The 17,299-nt window shown below is 60.8% G+C and carries 16 protein-coding genes; 8 read left to right on the top strand and 8 right to left on the bottom strand.

Annotation, left to right across the window (positions count from 1 at the left end):
* Window positions 1–72: 72 nt before the first annotated feature.
* Together AS026_RS30675 and AS026_RS30680 are read right to left on the bottom strand one after the other, a co-directional pair.
* A complete protein-coding gene (locus AS026_RS30675) occupies window positions 73–1,842 on the bottom strand; it encodes an SLC13 family permease (protein WP_062374336.1) in 1,770 nt (589 codons plus the stop codon).
* A 100-nt stretch (window positions 1,843–1,942) separates the two neighbouring features.
* Complete coding sequence (locus tag AS026_RS30680) at window positions 1,943–2,497, bottom strand: TetR/AcrR family transcriptional regulator (RefSeq protein WP_062374338.1); 555 nt, start codon at window positions 2,495–2,497, stop codon at window positions 1,943–1,945.
* 112 nt (window positions 2,498–2,609) lie between these two features.
* On the opposite strand from AS026_RS30680, the gene AS026_RS30685 reads away from it, so the two are divergent.
* Complete coding sequence (locus AS026_RS30685; protein ID WP_062374346.1) at window positions 2,610–3,644, top strand: aldo/keto reductase; 1,035 nt, start codon at window positions 2,610–2,612, stop codon at window positions 3,642–3,644.
* 60 nt (window positions 3,645–3,704) lie between these two features.
* On the opposite strand, the gene AS026_RS30690 is transcribed toward AS026_RS30685, so the two are convergent.
* Window positions 3,705–4,466, bottom strand: a complete 762-nt coding sequence (locus AS026_RS30690) for a bestrophin-like domain (RefSeq protein WP_018856512.1) — start codon at window positions 4,464–4,466, stop codon at window positions 3,705–3,707.
* A gap of 137 nt (window positions 4,467–4,603) precedes the next feature.
* Between AS026_RS30690 and AS026_RS30695 the strand changes: the two genes are divergently transcribed.
* Window positions 4,604–5,152: a glutathione peroxidase gene (locus AS026_RS30695; protein ID WP_025658870.1), complete on the top strand. Its 549-nt coding sequence runs from the start codon at window positions 4,604–4,606 to the stop codon at window positions 5,150–5,152.
* Between the two features lie 9 nt (window positions 5,153–5,161).
* Here the strand turns inward: AS026_RS30695 and AS026_RS30700 are convergent, their stop codons facing one another.
* Window positions 5,162–5,818, bottom strand: coding sequence for a TetR/AcrR family transcriptional regulator (locus AS026_RS30700; RefSeq protein WP_018856514.1), 657 nt, complete (start codon window positions 5,816–5,818; stop codon window positions 5,162–5,164).
* Window positions 5,819–5,941: 123 nt separating this feature from the next.
* Between AS026_RS30700 and AS026_RS30705 the strand changes: the two genes are divergently transcribed.
* Both AS026_RS30705 and AS026_RS30710 read left to right on the top strand, forming a co-directional pair.
* Window positions 5,942–7,141, top strand: coding sequence for an HlyD family secretion protein (locus tag AS026_RS30705; RefSeq protein WP_062374348.1), 1,200 nt, complete (start codon window positions 5,942–5,944; stop codon window positions 7,139–7,141).
* A gap of 23 nt (window positions 7,142–7,164) precedes the next feature.
* Window positions 7,165–8,748, top strand: a complete 1,584-nt coding sequence (locus AS026_RS30710) for a DHA2 family efflux MFS transporter permease subunit (RefSeq protein WP_062374350.1) — start codon at window positions 7,165–7,167, stop codon at window positions 8,746–8,748.
* A 57-nt stretch (window positions 8,749–8,805) separates the two neighbouring features.
* Here AS026_RS30710 and AS026_RS30715 read toward each other — a convergent pair whose 3' ends face one another.
* Window positions 8,806–9,633, bottom strand: coding sequence for a helix-turn-helix transcriptional regulator (locus tag AS026_RS30715; RefSeq protein WP_062374352.1), 828 nt, complete (start codon window positions 9,631–9,633; stop codon window positions 8,806–8,808).
* 93 nt (window positions 9,634–9,726) lie between these two features.
* On the opposite strand from AS026_RS30715, the gene AS026_RS30720 reads away from it, so the two are divergent.
* Complete coding sequence (locus AS026_RS30720; protein ID WP_062374355.1) at window positions 9,727–10,659, top strand: phytanoyl-CoA dioxygenase family protein; 933 nt, start codon at window positions 9,727–9,729, stop codon at window positions 10,657–10,659.
* Window positions 10,660–10,690: 31 nt separating this feature from the next.
* On the opposite strand, the gene AS026_RS30725 is transcribed toward AS026_RS30720, so the two are convergent.
* The 3 genes from AS026_RS30725 to AS026_RS30735 form a co-directional block, all read right to left on the bottom strand.
* On the bottom strand, window positions 10,691–11,440 hold the full coding sequence (locus AS026_RS30725; protein WP_025658875.1) for a TerC family protein: 750 nt from the start codon (window positions 11,438–11,440) through the stop codon (window positions 10,691–10,693).
* 101 nt (window positions 11,441–11,541) lie between these two features.
* A complete protein-coding gene (locus AS026_RS30730) occupies window positions 11,542–12,381 on the bottom strand; it encodes an AraC family transcriptional regulator (RefSeq protein ID WP_062374357.1) in 840 nt (279 codons plus the stop codon).
* Window positions 12,382–12,487: 106 nt separating this feature from the next.
* Window positions 12,488–13,159 carry a TetR/AcrR family transcriptional regulator gene (locus tag AS026_RS30735; protein ID WP_062374359.1) on the bottom strand — a complete coding sequence of 224 codons (672 nt, stop codon included), beginning with the start codon at window positions 13,157–13,159 and terminating at the stop codon, window positions 12,488–12,490.
* Between the two features lie 154 nt (window positions 13,160–13,313).
* Here AS026_RS30735 and AS026_RS30740 point away from each other — a divergent pair, with 154 nt between their 5' ends.
* From AS026_RS30740 to AS026_RS30750, 3 genes are all read left to right on the top strand, one after another.
* Window positions 13,314–14,510 (top strand): HlyD family secretion protein, encoded by a 1,197-nt coding sequence (locus AS026_RS30740; RefSeq protein WP_062374362.1) that lies wholly within the window; start codon window positions 13,314–13,316, stop codon window positions 14,508–14,510.
* A 19-nt stretch (window positions 14,511–14,529) separates the two neighbouring features.
* Window positions 14,530–16,122 (top strand): DHA2 family efflux MFS transporter permease subunit, encoded by a 1,593-nt coding sequence (locus tag AS026_RS30745; RefSeq protein WP_018856523.1) that lies wholly within the window; start codon window positions 14,530–14,532, stop codon window positions 16,120–16,122.
* A gap of 147 nt (window positions 16,123–16,269) precedes the next feature.
* Window positions 16,270–17,295 carry a LacI family DNA-binding transcriptional regulator gene (locus AS026_RS30750; protein WP_062374364.1) on the top strand — a complete coding sequence of 342 codons (1,026 nt, stop codon included), beginning with the start codon at window positions 16,270–16,272 and terminating at the stop codon, window positions 17,293–17,295.
* Window positions 17,296–17,299 lie beyond the last annotated feature (4 nt).

Consider the following 17,299-nt stretch of genomic DNA (forward strand, 5'->3'; position numbering starts at 1 on the left):
CCGCCGATTGCCCATTTGGCTGGCCTTAAGGCCATATTCGACCGCGCGCGTCAAGGAAAATGGGCGATCGCATCAATGGACAGGCCAGACGTAGAGCAGGACAGGTACGCTGACGAGGACGATGACGAATGACAGCGGCAGGCCGAGGCGGGGGTAGTCGCTGAAACGATAGCCGCCGGGACCGAAGACCAGCGTGTTGCATTGGTGGCCGATCGGCGTCAGGAAATCGCAGCCAGCGCCGATGGCGACCCCCATCAGAAAGGCCTCCGGTCTATAGCCGAGCGTGTGGGCAAAGCTCGCCGCAATTGGCGCCATGACCAGAACCGTTGCCGCATTGTTGAGGAACGGCGTTACCGCCATGGCGGTGATGACGATCAGAGTCAGCGCGCCGAAGGGCGGCATCTGGGCGGCGAAGTGCCCCAGCCACCCGGCAATCAGATCGCTTCCGCCGGTCGTTCGCAATGTGTCGGAGACGGGGATCAGCGCGGCAAGCATGATGAGGATCGGGCCGTCCACCGCCTTGTAGACCTCGGCAAGGGGGATGGCCCGAAAAACGACCATCGCCAGCGCGGCGCAGAAGAAGGCGACCGAAACCGGAACCATTCCGGCCGCCGTCACCCCCATCGCTGTCGCAAGGATCAGCAGCGGTGCGTAAGCTCTGCGCGGCGTGCCGAGCATGATTTCGCGCTGCGCCAATGGGAGACAGGAGAATTCCTGCAGGAAGGCCGGCAGGTTTCGACGGCTGCCCTGCAGCACAAGAACATCGCCGGCGCGCAGGGTGACTTCGCTCAACCGTTCGGTCAGCCTGTGCCCGTGCCGGCTGACCGCAAGCAGGTTGATGCGCCGGCGATTCCAGAGCGAGAGCTGGCGCGCGGACCACCCGATCAGCATGGACTCGGAGGAGACCACTGCTTCGATCGAAGTCACGTCGCCCTCCGTCTTTGCTTCGGGGATCGGTTTGCCTGAAAGTTTGAGTTTGGCGTTGGAAACGACGCGATCCAGGGCTTCAGGACGCCCCTCCAGCAGAATCGTGTCGCCCGGCTTCAGGAGAACGTCGGGGAACGGCGCGAGGCGCGAATGCCCGCGAAGGATCGCGGTTGCGACCACTTCTCCATCGCCGAGCTGCAGGAGCTCGTTGAGCTTTTTGCCTTCGAAGCCGGAGCCTTCGACCACCGTTGCTTCGGAGAAATAGTTCTTCAAATCCAACGCTTCCTCAAGCGATGGGTTCTCGTTTTGCCGTTCGGGAACGAGCCAGTGGAAAAGGATCAAGAAGACGATGCCAACCAGAGCAAGCGTCGCGCCGACGGGTGTGAAGTCGAACATCGTGAAAGGCGTCCCGGTGATTTCGCCGCGAAGCCGCGAGACCACGATGTTCGGTGAGGTGCCGATCTGCGTCATCAACCCGCCGAGTAGCGCGGCAAAGCTCATCGGCATCAGGTAAAGCGACGGAGGCCTCCCGCTTTTTCGGGCAAATTGGAAGGCGACTGGAATCATGATCGCAAGCGCGCCGATGTTCTTGATGAAGGCCGACAGAAGCGCGACGACAATGAGCAGCAGCGCGAGCTGCGCATGCAGCTTGGTCAGGTTCGGAAAGAAGCGCTTGATCGTTGTATCGACGATCCCCGAGCGCGCCACGCCGGCGCTGACGATGAGGGCGCTGCCGACGATGATCACGATGTCGTCGCTGAAGCCCGAAAATGCCCGGTTGAAAGGCACGATACCGACGCAGATGGCCAGCACGAGAGCGCAACAGGCAACCAGGTCATAGCGAAACCGATCCCAGATGAAGACTGCCATCATCAGGCCGATGAGCCCGAAGGCGAGGATCTGCTGCGTTGTCATGCGATTCCAGCAACTTGAGGTCGGCACCGGCGAGTGCCCCGCCGTACCGATAACTGTAAGCTCCGCTGGACTAATCAATGCCGCGCCGCGCGCAAAGTTCCTAACGCCGCCCGTCGAGGACACGGATCGTTTCAGTGAGGATTTCGTCCGAGAGGGCAGGGTCATCGACGGCGCGCGCCATGACGAGGGCTCCGACGAGGCTTGAGAGATCTGCTATGGCCTTGCCGCGATCGACCGTTTCCCCCTGCTGCGCCTGGATCTGTTCGACCTGCTCGATGCGTGCGCGAACGTAGTCGGTGATCCCGCCGCGCTGCCCCTTGGGGAGGCGGGCGATTTCCGGGCCAAGAGCCGCAACCGTGCAGCCGCTGTCCGCCGCATCTCGATGAGCCCTCGATAGATAATTCTTCGCCAACGCACCGAGCGTGGCGTAGGCGGGTTCGGAACGTAGGCTTTCCAAAAGGGCGTGGCTGACGGCTTCCGCGGCAAGGTCGCCCTTCGATTTGAAGTGGCCGTAGAAACCACCATGCGTCAATCCGGCGCCCTTCATTACTTCGTCGACGCCGACAGCATGAATTCCTTTCTCTCGAAAGAGCCGACCGGCCGTGTCGATGATCCGTTGGCGGTTCTGGTTCGCCTGTTCCTTTGTTGGGCGCATTTGAGGCTCTCATCATTTGTTCTTGACAAATTATATGACGTCCGTCATTTAAATGCAAATGAATGACGATCGTCATTTAAAATTGACCAAGGAAGCACGGAAGGCAAGGACAATGCGCTATAGGATTTTCGGACGAACCGGACTTCGTGTCTCCAGCCTGGCACTTGGCACAGGCAATTTCGGGACAGGCTGGGGTTACGGTTCCAGTCGCGAGGAGGCCAAGGTGGTCTTCGATGGCTACCGCAACGCCGGCGGCAACTTCATCGACACGGCCGACCAGTATCAATTCGGCCAGTCGGAAACGATGGTCGGCGAGTTCATCGCGAGCGACCGCGATGACATGGTCGTCGCGACGAAGTTCTCGCTCGGTGATCGTCACGCGGCCGGCCTCCAGCGTACCGGCAACAGCCGCAAGGCCATGGTTCAGTCGGTCGAGGCAAGCCTGAAGCGGCTCGGCACCGATCGGATCGATCTTCTTTGGGCGCACATGCCGGATGCCGTAACGCCGATCGACGAGATCATGCGCGGTTTCGATGATCTCGTCCGGTCGGGCAAGATCCTCTATGCCGGACTTTCCGACTTCCCGGCTTGGCGCGTGGCGACTGGTGCCACGCTTGCCGAGCTTCGTGGCTTTGCGCCGCTGTCGGCTCTGCAGCTGGAGTACAGCCTCGTCGAGCGTACGTCCGAGCGCGAGCTGCTGCCGATGGCGGCGGCCTTTGGCCTTGGTACTGTCGGCTGGTCGCCGCTCGGCGGCGGGCTGCTGACCGGTAAGTACCGCAAGGGCGAAACTGGCCGCCAGCAGGGGCTTGGCGTCGTCATTCACTCCGAAAGCGATGCGCGCAAGACGGCAACGGTCGATACAGTTCTGGCAATCGCCGAGGAAACCGGCGTGCCGGCCGGCCAGATCGCCATCGCCTGGGTGCTGCACAAGGGCACGCTGCCGATCATCGGGCCGCGAACGGCTGAGCAGCTTGCCGACAACCTTGCCGCGCTGGACGTGAAGCTTAGTGAGGAGCAGGTTCGGCGCCTCGATGACGCGAGCGCGATATCGCTCGGCTTTCCCCACGATGTGGTCTCCCAGAGCCGCAACACGCTGGCCGGTGCAAAGGCCGACCTCATCGACTGGCCGACGATTGCGGTTCGCTAACTGTGATGCCGTGGCCACACCGCGTCGCTCCTTCCAGGCCGACGCGGTGCTTCGCAGTTGCTATTGTTGAAGCTCGGCAAGCGCCCTGCGAAGAGGTGTGTCGGAGATCTGGATCCAGCCCGAGAATGGAATATCCATATCCAGCACGATGAAGATCGATAGCGATATCAGGAGCGCGGAGATGGTGAACATCAGCACGACAATGATGTTTCTTGGCGCGCGATAGCCGAAGCTCGCAAAGATTAACGTCAGCCACGCCGTCAGCATGCTTATGAGCGGCCTTGGGATGACGCCTTCCGACTGTTCCACGATGACCCAACGCTGCTCGACGATCCGTTGATATTGCTGGCGAGCGTCGTTCCACAACACCACATGGCCCGGGTCGGAAGGCACGATCAGTGCCAGACTGTCTCCGACGGCGTTGAGGGCAATCTCGCTTGTGCGGTCGCTTTTGACCAGCGGATCCGGCGCGGCGCGTGCCGGATTGGTGAGAGCCTTTTCGACGTAGTTCTCCAGACGCTTGCGAGTTTCCGTGGCCTCGAGGCCATAGGTCCGCAAGGTCCGGTCGAGAAGGATGATCTGGGTTGCGAACGCGTGAACGTTCTTGTCGATCTCGCCGAAAGTGTTCTTCGAGGAATTGATCATCAGGCCGAAGACCAGCGATGTCATGACGACGAAGATGTTGGCGACGAGCCGAACGACGGTGTTGGTCTCGTCCTGCCGGTGATGCACAGGCAGCTTTGAATAGGTCAGCATCGTTCCGATCGAGGCTGTCATGAGCAAAGCAAAGACAACGGCCGCCACCAGCGATTCCAGTGCCATCTTCTCGTCGCGCCCTCCCGTGCTCTCGACGGCAAACTAGCTGTTTTAATTGATTTTGTCAGTGGACCGGATCTGCCCGCTGGACAAACGCTCCGTTGGGTATAGCTTCCGCGGCGGAATTCATGGTGGAGATAGCGATGACGGATCTTTTGAATATACCGGTGAAGCTGGCCGATGGTCGCGAGACAACGCTGAACGATCACCGCGGCCAGGTGATTTTGGTCGTCAATGTCGCCTCCAAATGCGGCCTCACCGTTCAATATGAAGGGCTTGAGAAGCTCTATGAGGACAAGCGAGAGCGCGGCTTCGTGATTGCCGCCTTTCCGGCAAACAATTTCAAGGGGCAGGAGCCGGGTACGGATGCCGAGATCGTCGAGTTCTGCACGCTGACCTATGACGTGAAGTTTCCGATCTTCTCGAAGATCTCCGTCAAGGGCGGGGACAAGCATCCGCTCTACCAGAACCTGACGGCGGCTGCCGGGACTGCCGTCGGCGAAGGTCCGATGCGGGAGCGGCTGCGCAGCAATGGCCTGGCGACCGACGATAAGAGTGAAATTCTCTGGAACTTCGAAAAGTTCCTGATCGGTCGCGATGGCAAGATCGTGGCGCGGTTTGCGCCTGACGTGACGGCAGATGACCAGCGACTGGTTTCGGCCATCGACAAGGAACTTTCAAAGACCGAATAAGACCGGGTATTAAGCCGGAGCGACTGCTGCGCCGTTCAGAAACAGGTCGGCGCACATTTTCGCCCGGGCCGCGATCTCCTCAATCCCCGGCGCCGGCTGCTGGCGCAGCATGGCGGCGCGCTGGGGCTCCATGGCCATCATGCCGCGCAGCATGCCGCAGGCCGCATGCGGGTCTTCGAGAGCGATGACGCCGCGATCAACCTGCTTGCGCAGCCACCCCTCCATCAGCGCATTCGTTCGGACGATGGCTTTTTCGTAGAAGGAAGCGGAGATCTCGGGGAAGCGGTCGGACTCGCCGATCACAAGCCGCATCATCGTGATTGTGTCGTCCGAAAGCGTCAGCATGCCGTAAGCCATCAGCATCCGCTCCAGTCCCTGGCGAAGATCGGCCGCGGCAAGCGTAGTCGGGTCGAGAGCCAGCAAAAAGCGTCCAATGCGATCGGTGATCAGGTCCGAAAAGAGGTCGGCTTTCGTCGGAAACAGCCTGTAGAGCGTCTTCGTCGAGACGCCCGCTTCCTGCGCAATATCCGCGATGCACGCCGTTGCATATCCGTTCGCGTGAAACTGCTTGTTGGCAGCCTCGATGATGACGCTCCTGGTGTCCTCGTCGCACCGCGCCTGCGGTCTGCCGCGCGGCCTTCTCTCGATCTTGTGATTTTGGACCATCGGTATTTTCCAAATTCAAGTTGACATCGATTTTATAGAGCATATTTTGGAAAACGTCAATTTTCCATTTTGTGCATCAGAGGCTGCATCGCTTGCGACGGCGGCCATGATCCGGAGAAAACAATGACCGCCCAGAAGCTGCATGCTCTGAACAACAACGCCGATCCAACCGCCGTAGCGGTCGCAGAGGTGACCCCGGAAACGCTTGAAGCGAGCAAGCGGCCGCACGCGGAGGCGCCACGCGCTGCCGCTGACGTGCCGCAAGCCCGCAAGCGACCCGGCCGGTCGCTCCTGCTTGGCGCAGCCGCCCTCGCGATTGTGGCCGCGGGTGCCTACTACGGACACGATTACTGGACGGTCGGTCGCTTCCACGTGTCGACCGACGACGCCTATGTGAAGGCGGACAACAGTGCGATCGCGCCGAAGGTTTCCGGCTACATCGCCCGGGTACTCGTCAACGACAACGAGACCGTCAAGGCGGGTCAGCCGCTTGCGCGTATCGATGATCGCGACTTCCGAGCCGCGCTCGACCAGGCGAAGGCCGACGTTGCCGCCGCGGCGGCGACGCTGAATGCGAAGGAGGCGGCCCTCCAGATCCAGCAATCGACGATCGCCGCCGCCCGCGCCACGGTCGAGGTCGACAAGGCCAACGAGACGTTCGCCGAGCAGAACAACAAGCGCTATTCGAGCCTGGCCACCAACGGTTATGCCCCGGTCCAGACCGCGCAGCAGGCCGCCTCGCAGATCGCGGCAGCACAGGCGACCATCGTGCGCGACAGCGCCGCCCTCGATGCAGCCGTGAAGCAGGTCGATCTTCTGAATGCCGAGCTTGCCCAGGCAAAGGCTGCGCTTACCCGCAGCCAGGCGCTTGAGCGCCAGGCCGAACTCAATCTCTCCTATGCCACGATTGTGGCGCCGGTCGATGGCTCAGTTGGCAACCGTACACTGCGCGTTGGCCAGTACGTCCAGGCAGGCACGCAGCTGATGTCGGTCGTTCCCACCAGCGCGGCTTATATCGTTGCGAACTACAAGGAAACGCAGCTGACCGACGTGCATGCCGGCCAGCCTGTCGAGATCGAAGTCGATACGTTCCCGGGCCGCACTTATCACGGTCACGTCGACAGCATCGCACCGGCCAGCGGCCAGGAATTCGCGCTGCTGCCGCCGGACAACGCCACCGGCAACTTCACGAAGGTCGTCCAGCGTATCCCGGTCAAGATCGTGCTCGACGGCAATGGAGCGGCAGCCGGCGACCTTCGCCCCGGCATGTCGGTGCAGCCAAGCATCAACACCAAGGCAGCCGATGCGGCCGATGGGGCCTGACCGGAGAGGATGAGGGTGGTGCCATGTCTACCACAACTGCAACCGTTGCCCCCGTCTCCCAGCCGGGCGCCAGCGTAAAGGATTGGATTGCCGTACTTGCCGGGATGATCGGCGCGTTCATGGCAATCCTCAACATCCAGATCACCAACGCCTCGCTCCTCGATATCGAGGGCGGCATCGGCACCGGCGTTGACAACGGTGCCTGGATCTCGACGTCGTATCTGATCGGTGAGATCGTCGTCATTCCGCTGACGGCGTATTTCAGCAACGTCTTTTCCTTCCGCCGCTACATTCTCGTCAATTCGGTTCTCTTCCCGATCTTTTCGATCGCCTGTGCCTTCGCCCACGATCTCGGCACGATGATCCTGCTGCGTGGCCTGCAGGGATTTGCCGGCGGTGTCCTCATCCCCATGGCGTTCACCATGGTGCTTACCAAGCTGCCAAAGTTTCAGCAGCCTCGCGGCCTCGCACTCTTTGCCCTGTCCGTCACCTTTGCCCCGGCCATTGGCCCGACGATCGGCGGCTATCTCACGGAGAACTACGGCTGGCAGACGATTTTCTTCATCAACGCGCTCCCGAGCGCCATCATGGCCGCTGCGCTTGCCCTGACGCTCGAGAAGCAGCCGATGCAGCTCCACCTGCTGAAGGAAGGTGACTGGGCCGGCATTGTTACCATGGCGATCGGCCTTTCCGCCCTGCAGACGGTGCTCGAGGAGGGAAACAAGGAGGACTGGTTCTCCTCGCCTTTCATCGTCAAGCTCAGCATCGTGGCGTTCGTCTTCCTCGCTGCCTTCATCTGGATCGAGCTGACGGTTCAAAAGCCCCTGGTGAAGCTCAGTCTCCTGAAGCAGCGCAACTTCGGCATTGGCGTCGCCGTCAATGTGCTCGTCGGCGTCGCGCTGTTCGGGACCGTCTACATCCTGCCGCAGTATCTGGGACAGGTGCAGCGTTACAATGCCGAGCAGATCGGCAATGTCCTGGCCTGGACCGGCCTGCCGCAGCTGCTGCTCATTCCCCTCGTTCCGCTGCTGATGAAGCGCTTCGACGCCCGCTATATCGGTTTCCTCGGCATTTCGATCTTCGCGATCAGCTGCTTCATGAACATCACGCTGTCACCGAACAACGCCGGTGATCAGTTCTGGATTCCGAACATCGTGCGGGCGATCGGCCAGGCCCTGGTCCTGACCCCGATCACCGCAATCACGACCGCTGGTATTGCTGCGTCGGATGCGGCGGCTGCCTCAGGCCTGACGAACATGCTGCGCAACCTCGGCGGCGCGGTCGGCACGGCGTCGCTTGGCACGATCCTGACCGAGCGCGAGCAGTTCCATTCGAATATCATCGGGCAGTCTGTCACGCTGGCTCGCGATGAGGTTCGTGATCGCCTCGCCCAAACCACCAACTACTTCCTGGCACACGGCGTCTCCGATCCGGCAGTCGCCAGCCAGAAAGCCGTCGTCGCCTTGGGTCAGATCGTCAGACGCCAGGCTCTGATCCTTGGCTTTAGCGACACCTTCGCTGTGATCGGCGTCGTGCTGGCCATTGCCGCCTTCGCCCTGTTGCTCACGCGCAAGGCGCAGCCCGGTGGCGGCGCCGGTGCCCACTGAAGAGCGCAATTGAACCGAATCAATGCATGACTGCGGCCGGACTCGATCCGGCCACAGTCATGTTCTGCGGTAGTGACGGCGGAATTCGCTTGGCGAACAGTGTTCGCGATTCTGAAACAGCCGCGAAAAGTAGAAGGCATCGTCAATACCGACAGCATACGCAATCGCCTCGATCGACCGATCCGATGTCGTCAGCAGCTGCTTGGCCCGATCGATACGAAGGCGCAGCTGGAAAGCCTTCGGCGACAGGCCGAGGGCAGCCTGGAAATGTCGCCGCAGTGTTGCCGGCGACATGCCGAATTCTTGTGCCAGCGAATGCATGTCCACCGGCTCGAACGCCCGGCGCTGCAAGGTCTCGATGATCAACTCGATCTCGACGTTCGCCCCGTTGTCGCCGCCGGCGTTCGCATGGCGCGCGGATTGGACGGCGATGCGGTGAAGCGTCGCTGCCGCCGAAGCGAGGCTGAGCGGATCGCCTGCGGCAAAGTCCGAATGAAGCGCGCCAAAGAGGTGCTGCATCTCACGCAGGTTCTGTAGACGCACCACCGGTTCTGTCGGCGAGATCAGGCGCTGGCGGATCAGGTCTGCGATCAGCGTCCCCTCGAAGAGAGCCCATCTCTCCTCCCAGCTCGTTCCGTTCGTCGGGCCATAGGAATGTAATGTGCCGGCCGGCAACCAGAAGAGCGACGGCCCGTTGATCTCTTGAAGGCCCGCCTTCGCTGTCTGCAGCGTGCCATCCCCGGCCTCGACAAGGACGACCGCGTGCATTGGCAGGCGGCGGTTGGTGATACGCGTTCCGATGCGCTGCCGGCCAAACCCCGTGACGGCGAGCGCCATGCCTTCGGAAGAGGGCGAACGATAGAGAGCGATCGGCGCTTCAGTCATGAGCGAAAAGTCCAGTCGCTCTTTCCGTCCATGGCAAGTTTATCTCCAGTGTCTCACATATGCAGCGTCCATTTCGCTTTGGGAGTGATCGAAATGTCAAGTCTTGCCCTGGATCAGCGGCCAGCTCAACCACCGGCGATCGACTTGGTCGCCAACGGGAAAGTCCTTTCGACCGCAGCGAACCGGTTGGGCGAACTCAAGCCGACGGATCCGTCGATCGGTGTGCAGGCGATCCGCAGGCTTTATCACGAAAACGGCTATGTCTGGTTGAAGCGCTTTCTCGATCCCCAAGTGGTCAATGCGTTTCGCGGCTGGGTTTTTTCGCATCTGGCGCGCGGCGGGCTCGTCGCGCCAGGCACCGATCCGATGCTCGGGCTATCCGCCGGCACGGGTTTGGACAAAGGCCAGGTGGATCGCATTTTGATGTCGCTCGTCCGCTCGGTCGCCTTCGAGGGTTTTTGCGCGCAGCCGCGGCTTGCGCAGTTCATGGATGAGTTTCTTTCCGGCATCTCCTACCTGCACAAACGCAAGATCATGCGCTTTACCCAACCCGGTACGACGACAGCGACGCCGGCGCATTACGATCTGGTCTATCTACGTGGCGGCACCAACCGGCTGGTGACGGCTTGGATTCCGATCGGCGACACCCCAGTCGACATGGGTGGTCTCGTGTACCTCGAGGGCTCGCATGCCATCGGTGTGCGCATGGAGGAGGAGTTTTCCAGAAAGAGCCTCGACCTGTCTGCGGAAGAAAAGATCAGTGCCTTCAACCGCAACATGACCGAGGGCGGCTGGGTATCGAAGGACCTGCCCGACATGGCAGAGCGCTTCGATACGCGCTGGCTGGTCGCCGACTACGAGGCCGGCGATGTCGTGTTGCACAGCCCTTACATGATCCACGCCTCGACCACGAACCAAAGCGCCTCGAACAGGATCAGACTGTCGATGGATATCCGCTACCAAAACGTCGATGACGAGATCGATGCCCGATGGGGCAACCACTGGACCCTGGGGGACATGCTCTAGGGCACGGCCTCATTGCCGTGCCCATGGCGGCTCAGTGGCCGCCCTGCTTTTTCCGCTGACGGGCATTGCGGGCGAACATGTTGAGCACCTCCACCAGCGCCGAGAAGGCCATCGCGGCGTAGATGTAGCCCTTCGGCACATGGTAGCCCATGCCCTCTGCGAACAGCGTCATGCCGATCATCATCAGGAAGGCCAGCGCCAGCATGACGATGCTCGGGTTCCTCTCGATGAAGTTCGCGAGCGGCGTTGCCGCGACCAGCATGACGGTTACGGCCACAACGACGGCGACGACCATGATGGGGACGTGTGGGGTCATGCCGACGGCGGTGATGATACTGTCGACCGAGAAGACGATATCCAGCAGCAGGATCTGGCCGATCGCTGCGGTAACGCCTCTTGTTGCTGATGAAACAATGAAATCCTCGTTGTGATCGGCCGGATCGACGTTGTGATGGATTTCCTTCGTCGCCTTCCACAACAGGAACAGACCGCCGACAAGCAGAATGATGTCCTTCCAGGAGAAGCCGTGACCGAACAGTTCGAAGACCGGCGTCGTCAGCGTAACGATCCAGGCAACCATGCCGAGGAGGGCAAGTCGCAGCACGAGGGCAAGGCCGATGCCGACCTTGCGTGCTCTTTCGCGATGCTCAGGTGGCAGCTTGTTGGTGAGAATCGAGATGAAGATGAGGTTGTCGATCCCGAGGACCACTTCCATCACCACCAGAGTGATGAGGGCCACCCAGGCGGCCGGGTCCTGAACGAGCATCATAATGTCTTGCATCGGCGTTTATCCCCTTGCGCCACACAAATTGACGCTCGCAATGTACGGACGCGGCCTGCCTTGGCAAGCGCGCAAGGGGATATACGAAAGCAAGGCGCGTTTTATTCCTTTATGGGAATCCAGATTTCCGTCAGGCCCATGCCGGTATAGGGGTCGAAGCGGTCGTCGTAACGCTCGAACATGTCGGGCATGTTGCCGAACTCCATGCCTGCGTTCGGCATCCAGCTCCCGAAAATCTGGTGCATCGTAGCGGGAATGCCGGAGACGTGGCCGCGATGAGCAAAGACCGCATAGCGCTGACCGGGTATCTTCAACGTGGCAAAGCCGTCCGGCAGGTCGCTGCTGTCGTCGACAGCCACGGCCGCCATGTAGCGGAATTTCTCTGTCTCTCCCTCGATGTGCGTGCAGAGGCCATAGGCGACATTGCCGACCTGGCCGGGAATGCTGCCGAAATGAACATTGAATTTTTGCCAGAGCGAGGGAATCGCGGCATTGCCGCCATAGGGATATGTCTCCTGCAAGCCGGCAAATAGCATCGGCGGCAAGGTTTCAAATCGTGGCGGCTCGAGTTCGGGAAGGCGGGCGGGATCCATTCTGATCGGCTCCAGTAGTGCGAGGTTGCGCGTGTGCCCCTGCTTGCGGACGGCCTCAGGTGTCAGGCCGAACTGGTCGCGAAAGGCGCGAGTGAAAGCCTCGTGCGAGCCATAACCCGCGTCGAGGGCAACCTCGAGAATGCTCTCCGGCTGATCGACGAGCATCCGTGCCGCGCCGCTCAGACGGCGGGCGCGGATATAGCCGCTGATCGAATGCCCGGTGACGAGTCCGAAGACGCGCGAGAGGTGGTAGCGCGAAAGGCCGGCAACGTCCGAAATCTCTTCCAGAGTAATGTCGTTGCCGAAATGACTTTCGATGAACCAGATCGCACGTCCGACGGCGCTCATTTCTTCTCCCTGGCTGCATTCCCTTCATAGCGAAGGGCAGCAGGCCGCGTTTGATCCCTGTTGCGGGATTCTGGCGCGGACGGAGAAAGAAATCAAAGGTGTGGGTTCAGGATCGCTTCTTGGTTCCGTACGCGGCGGTGAAGACGCGGATGGCGCCGTTGACCACGCGATCCATCTCCTCGCGCGGAGGAGGGGCGTCCATGTCGCCGAACAGCCGCAGCTTGAAGAAGCTTCCGCCGCAGAGCTCCAGGAACTGGCGGGCGGCAAGCTCTATGTCGTCGATCTCGAAACGGCCGGCCTCGACCTGGCTCGTCAGGAAGTCCTTCAGCACCGTCCGGATGTTCTCGGGGCCGGTGAAAAAGCGCTGACAGAGATGCGGCATGCGGTCGCGGACGCCGATGACCGTACGCATCGCATTGATGACCTTATCCTCGGTCAGATGGCTGACAAAGGTCATCCCGAAGTCGTGCAGCGCAACGTCGGGATCATTGGATTCCTTGAGAGTATTGCGCACGCTGGCGACGAACGCCGCGCGCTCGCTCTCCATCATCGCGGTGAAGAGCTCTTCCTTGTTGGCGAAGTAGACGTAGAGCGTTCCTTTTGAAACTCCCGCCTCGCGCGTTACATCGTTCATGCTCGCGGCATCGAAGCCAAGTTTCATGAAAACGCGGCGGGCGCCGTCGAGAATTTGTTTGCGCTTGGCAGGGTCTTCGCCCGCGGCCCATCGGCCGCCTGACGAGGGAGACTCATCCACGCGCGTATCGGAAAGCTCTGTCATAGCTCCTTAACCATATCCGCATCAGCGAACTTTTCGTTAATAAAATCGAACCGGGTGGTTCGATACAGCTTGATATGAATGGAAAAAGGTTCTATGTCAACTGAACCGAACCGTTCAGTTCGATTAAATTCACTCAATTTGCCGGTAGTCGCCCATGTCGTCCAGTCCAAAAGCCAATGTTGCCCGCATCGTCAGCGAACCTGCTGAAACCGAGGGCAAGGCTCAGGAAGCAGCAGTCCCCACCGCGGAAGCACCGCGCGCGCCGCAGGCTCCTGCCGACACGCAGGCCGTTCCCGCGGAGAAGAAGAAAAAGCGCAGTCTTGCCCTGCCAATCATCGGCCTTGCGCTGCTCGCAGGTGCCGCATGGTACGGCTACGATTGGTGGACGACGGGCCGTTTCCTGGTCTCGACCGACGACGCTTACATCGAAGGCGATATCGCGACGATCTCGCCGAAGGTTACCGGCTATGTCGCCAAGGTGAACGTCGTTGCCAACCAGAAGGTCAAGGCCGGCGACGTTCTGGCCTCGCTGGACGACGGCGACTACAAGCTCGCCCTCGATCAGGCGGTGGCTTCTCTCGATACCGAAAAGCTCTCGCTGCAGCGTATTGACGCGCAGATTGCCGGTGGTCAGGCAAGCCTCGACCAGGCCAAGGCCCAGAAGACGGCGTTGGAAGCCACCGTTCGCGGTGCGCAGATCACACAGACCCGCGCCGCGGAACTGCAATCCAAGTCTGTCGGTACGACCGCTAACCTCGACGCCGCGAACATTGCTCTCGACCAGGCAAAGGCAAACCTGATTGGCGGTGATGCGGCGATCGCATCCGCGGAAGCAAATGTAACGCTGCTGCAGGCGCAGCGCCGCGAGGCCGAAGGCACGATCCGCCAGCTCGAGCTTGCGCGCGACAAGGCTGTCCGCGACCTCTCCTTCACGGTCCTGAAAGCGCCCTATGATGGCGTCGTCGGCAATCGCTCGGTGCAGGAGGGCGATCTGGTGTCGCCCGGCCAGCGTCTGATGGCGCTCGTCCCGGTTCGTCAGCTCTTTATCGACGCGAACTTCAAGGAAACGCAGATCCAACATCTGGTGCCGGGCTCCAAGGTCAACGTGCACGTCGATGCTTATGGCGACCATCCGATCGTCGGCACGGTTGAATCGATTTCGCCGGCTTCCGGCTCCGTCTTCTCGCTGCTGCCCCCGGAAAACGCCACGGGCAACTTCACGAAGATCATTCAGCGCGTGCCGGTTCGTATCTCGCTGCCGCAGGATGCTCTCGACAGCGGTCGCCTGCGCGCAGGCCTGAGCGTGGTTGTTGATGTCGACACGCGCACGGCGCCGGATGCGACCAAGTAAATCCTGACGAGGTAGGCCGATGGCCGCGAGCGCAACAGTTGGAACCGTTCCGGCCACTCCGGCGGCCACGGATCATATGGATCCACGCAAGCTCATCGCGTTCTTCGCGATGGTGCTCGGCATGTTCATGTCGATCCTCGATATCCAGATCGTGTCGGCATCGCTTGCCGAAATCCAGGCTGGCCTCAGCGCTGGTTCGGACGAGATCGGCTGGGTGCAGACCTCCTATCTGATCGCCGAAGTCATCATGATTCCGCTGTCGGGCACGCTCGCGCGCATCGTCTCGACACGATACCTGTTTGCGGCTTCCGCTGCTGGCTTCACCATGGCGAGCGCGCTCTGTGCGACGGCGACGAACATCGACCAGATGATCGTCTACCGCGCCATCCAGGGTTTCATCGGCGGCGGCATGATTCCGTCGGTCTTTGCGGCAGCCTTCACGATCTTCCCGCCCTCCAAGCGCAGCATCGTCTCGCCGATCATCGGCCTGATCGCCACGCTTGCTCCGACCATCGGCCCGACGGTCGGCGGCTATCTCAGCCACGCCTTCTCGTGGCACTGGCTGTTCCTGGTCAACATTGTCCCGGGCATCATTGTGACGATCGTCACTTGGAATTTCATCGATTTCGATAAGCCGGAATTCGCGCTGATCAAGAAGTTCGATTGGTGGGGCCTGTTGTCGATGGGCGTCTTCCTCGGCGCGCTTGAGTATGTGCTGGAGGAAGGCAATTCCAACGACTGGTTCAACGACAGCTATATCTTCATGGGCGCGATCGCCTCTGCAATCGCTGCCGTTGTCTTCTTCTATCGGGCCTTCACCGTTGATTTCCCGGTCGTCGACCTGAGGGCCTTCACGAACCGAAACTTTGCCTTCGGCTCCGTGTTTTCCTTCGTCATGGGTATCGGCCTCTATGGCTTGACCTATATCTACCCCGTCTATCTCGGGCGCATTCGCGGCTATGACTCGCTGATGATCGGCGAAACGATGTTCGTATCGGGCCTCGCGATGTTCTTCACCGCGCCAATCGCCGGAAAGCTGTCGACGAAGATGGATCTGCGGCTGATGATGGTGATCGGTTTCGCCAGCTTCGCGGCCGGTACCTACATCATGACGCATCTGACCCAGGACTGGGACTTCTACGAGCTCCTCATTCCGCAGATCTTCCGCGGCTTCGGGCTGATGATGTGCATGGTGCCGATCAACAATATCGCGCTCGGCACGATGCCGCCGGCCCGTATGCGCGGCGCGTCGGGCCTCTTCAACCTGACTCGTAACCTCGGCGGCGCCGTGGGGCTGGCGATCATCAACACCGTGCTGACGAACCGGCAGGATGTTCATTACGAGCGGCTGCGCGAGAATATCGATTGGGGAAATCCCGCCGCGATCGACCAGATGAACAACATGGCGGCGAACTTCGACGCCTACGGCATGGATGGCGCGGTTGTTGCCATCAAGCAGATGGTCGGGCTCGTGACGAAGCAGGCAATCGTCCTGTCCTTCAGTGATGTTTTCCTGATGCTGACCGTGCTGTTCCTGGCGATGATCCTGGGCGTTGCGATGCTGGACAAGCCTGCACCCCAAGGCGGAGGTGGCGGCGGCGGAGGCCACTGACCACTCTTGAAATCAGGTTTTAGGGCCGGCCTGGGACACCACGCCGGCCCTCATTTTTTGCATAAAGATTTGACGTGAACGGAAACGTTTGCAGTTTTTGATTTACGTACATCAAATTTGGAGCTAAAGGTCTCGTCAGGAGGAGAGATGAGGCCAACAGTCCACGATATCGCTGCTGCGGCAGGCGTCAGCCTGGCAACCGTTGACCGGGTTTTGAACCAGCGGCCGGGCGTGCGTCACGTGACGCGCGAGAAGGTCGAGAACGCCATTCGCGAGATCGGCTATGTCAGGGACGTTGCCGCTGCCAATCTCGCCAAGGGCCGGACCTATCCGCTCGTGTTCATCCTTCCGACCAGCGACAATTCTTTCATGCATGGGCTGAACGACGAGGTGCAAGCCGCGATTGCGCGGTCGTCCGTGGAGCGAACGCAAATCCGCACCGTCGAGGTGCCGGCGTTCGATCCGGGCGCGCTCGTCAGGGTTCTGGACGAACTTGGAGAAGAGCGGCCTTCGGGGGTCGCGCTTGTCGCCACCGATGCGCCTGAGGTGCGCGACGCTGTCGATCGGCTGGTGAAGGACGGTATTCCCGTCGTGACGCTGGTTTCGGATCTCACCGGTTCGCAGCGGCATCACTATGCCGGTGTCGACAATATTGCCGCCGGACGCACAGCCGCACGGCTGCTGGGGCGTTTCTTGGGCGGCAGCAAGGGGGAGGTCGCGGTGCTCGCCGGCTCGATGCTGGTCCGCGACCATCGCGAACGCCTCGAGGGTTTTGCTGCCGTCATGGCCGCGGAGTTTCCATCGCTCTCCATCCTTCCCGTCATTGAGGGGCGCGACGATCCTGACATGGCGCACATGCTGGTGGCGGATGCGTTGTCGAAGAAAAGCGGCATCATCGGCGTCTACAGCCTCGGCGCCGGTAATCGCGGCCTGATCAAGGCACTGAAGGAAAAGGCTGTCGACCGGTCGCTGACGGTCGTCGCGCACGAATTGACGGCCCATACTCGCGCCGCGCTCCTTGATGGAACGATTGATGCAATTCTGAACCAGAATGCAGGCCATGAGGTGCGCAGCGCTATCCGCGTCCTCAAGGCGAAGGCGGACGGACTTTCCGTCATCGAGGCGCAGGAGCGCATCCGCCTCGACATATTTCTGAAAGATAATCTGCCGTAACGGC

The organism is Rhizobium altiplani (genome assembly GCF_001542405.1).
GTDB classification, from domain to species: domain Bacteria; phylum Pseudomonadota; class Alphaproteobacteria; order Rhizobiales; family Rhizobiaceae; genus Rhizobium; species Rhizobium altiplani.

What these genes read in the sequence shown, in the direction of transcription:
- AS026_RS30675 (WP_062374336.1), bottom strand. Translation starts at nt 1,842, where the DNA reads ATGACAACGCAGCAGATCCTCGCCTTCGGGCTCATCGGCCTGATGATG.
- AS026_RS30680 (WP_062374338.1), bottom strand. Translation starts at nt 2,497, where the DNA reads ATGCGCCCAACAAAGGAACAGGCGAACCAGAACCGCCAACGGATCATC.
- AS026_RS30685 (WP_062374346.1), top strand. Translation starts at nt 2,610, where the DNA reads ATGCGCTATAGGATTTTCGGACGAACCGGACTTCGTGTCTCCAGCCTG.
- AS026_RS30690 (WP_018856512.1), bottom strand. Translation starts at nt 4,466, where the DNA reads ATGGCACTGGAATCGCTGGTGGCGGCCGTTGTCTTTGCTTTGCTCATG.
- AS026_RS30695 (WP_025658870.1), top strand. Translation starts at nt 4,604, where the DNA reads ATGACGGATCTTTTGAATATACCGGTGAAGCTGGCCGATGGTCGCGAG.
- AS026_RS30700 (WP_018856514.1), bottom strand. Translation starts at nt 5,818, where the DNA reads ATGGTCCAAAATCACAAGATCGAGAGAAGGCCGCGCGGCAGACCGCAG.
- AS026_RS30705 (WP_062374348.1), top strand. Translation starts at nt 5,942, where the DNA reads ATGACCGCCCAGAAGCTGCATGCTCTGAACAACAACGCCGATCCAACC.
- AS026_RS30710 (WP_062374350.1), top strand. Translation starts at nt 7,165, where the DNA reads ATGTCTACCACAACTGCAACCGTTGCCCCCGTCTCCCAGCCGGGCGCC.
- AS026_RS30715 (WP_062374352.1), bottom strand. Translation starts at nt 9,633, where the DNA reads ATGACTGAAGCGCCGATCGCTCTCTATCGTTCGCCCTCTTCCGAAGGC.
- AS026_RS30720 (WP_062374355.1), top strand. Translation starts at nt 9,727, where the DNA reads ATGTCAAGTCTTGCCCTGGATCAGCGGCCAGCTCAACCACCGGCGATC.
- AS026_RS30725 (WP_025658875.1), bottom strand. Translation starts at nt 11,440, where the DNA reads ATGCAAGACATTATGATGCTCGTTCAGGACCCGGCCGCCTGGGTGGCC.
- AS026_RS30730 (WP_062374357.1), bottom strand. Translation starts at nt 12,381, where the DNA reads ATGAGCGCCGTCGGACGTGCGATCTGGTTCATCGAAAGTCATTTCGGC.
- AS026_RS30735 (WP_062374359.1), bottom strand. Translation starts at nt 13,159, where the DNA reads ATGACAGAGCTTTCCGATACGCGCGTGGATGAGTCTCCCTCGTCAGGC.
- AS026_RS30740 (WP_062374362.1), top strand. Translation starts at nt 13,314, where the DNA reads ATGTCGTCCAGTCCAAAAGCCAATGTTGCCCGCATCGTCAGCGAACCT.
- AS026_RS30745 (WP_018856523.1), top strand. Translation starts at nt 14,530, where the DNA reads ATGGCCGCGAGCGCAACAGTTGGAACCGTTCCGGCCACTCCGGCGGCC.
- AS026_RS30750 (WP_062374364.1), top strand. Translation starts at nt 16,270, where the DNA reads ATGAGGCCAACAGTCCACGATATCGCTGCTGCGGCAGGCGTCAGCCTG.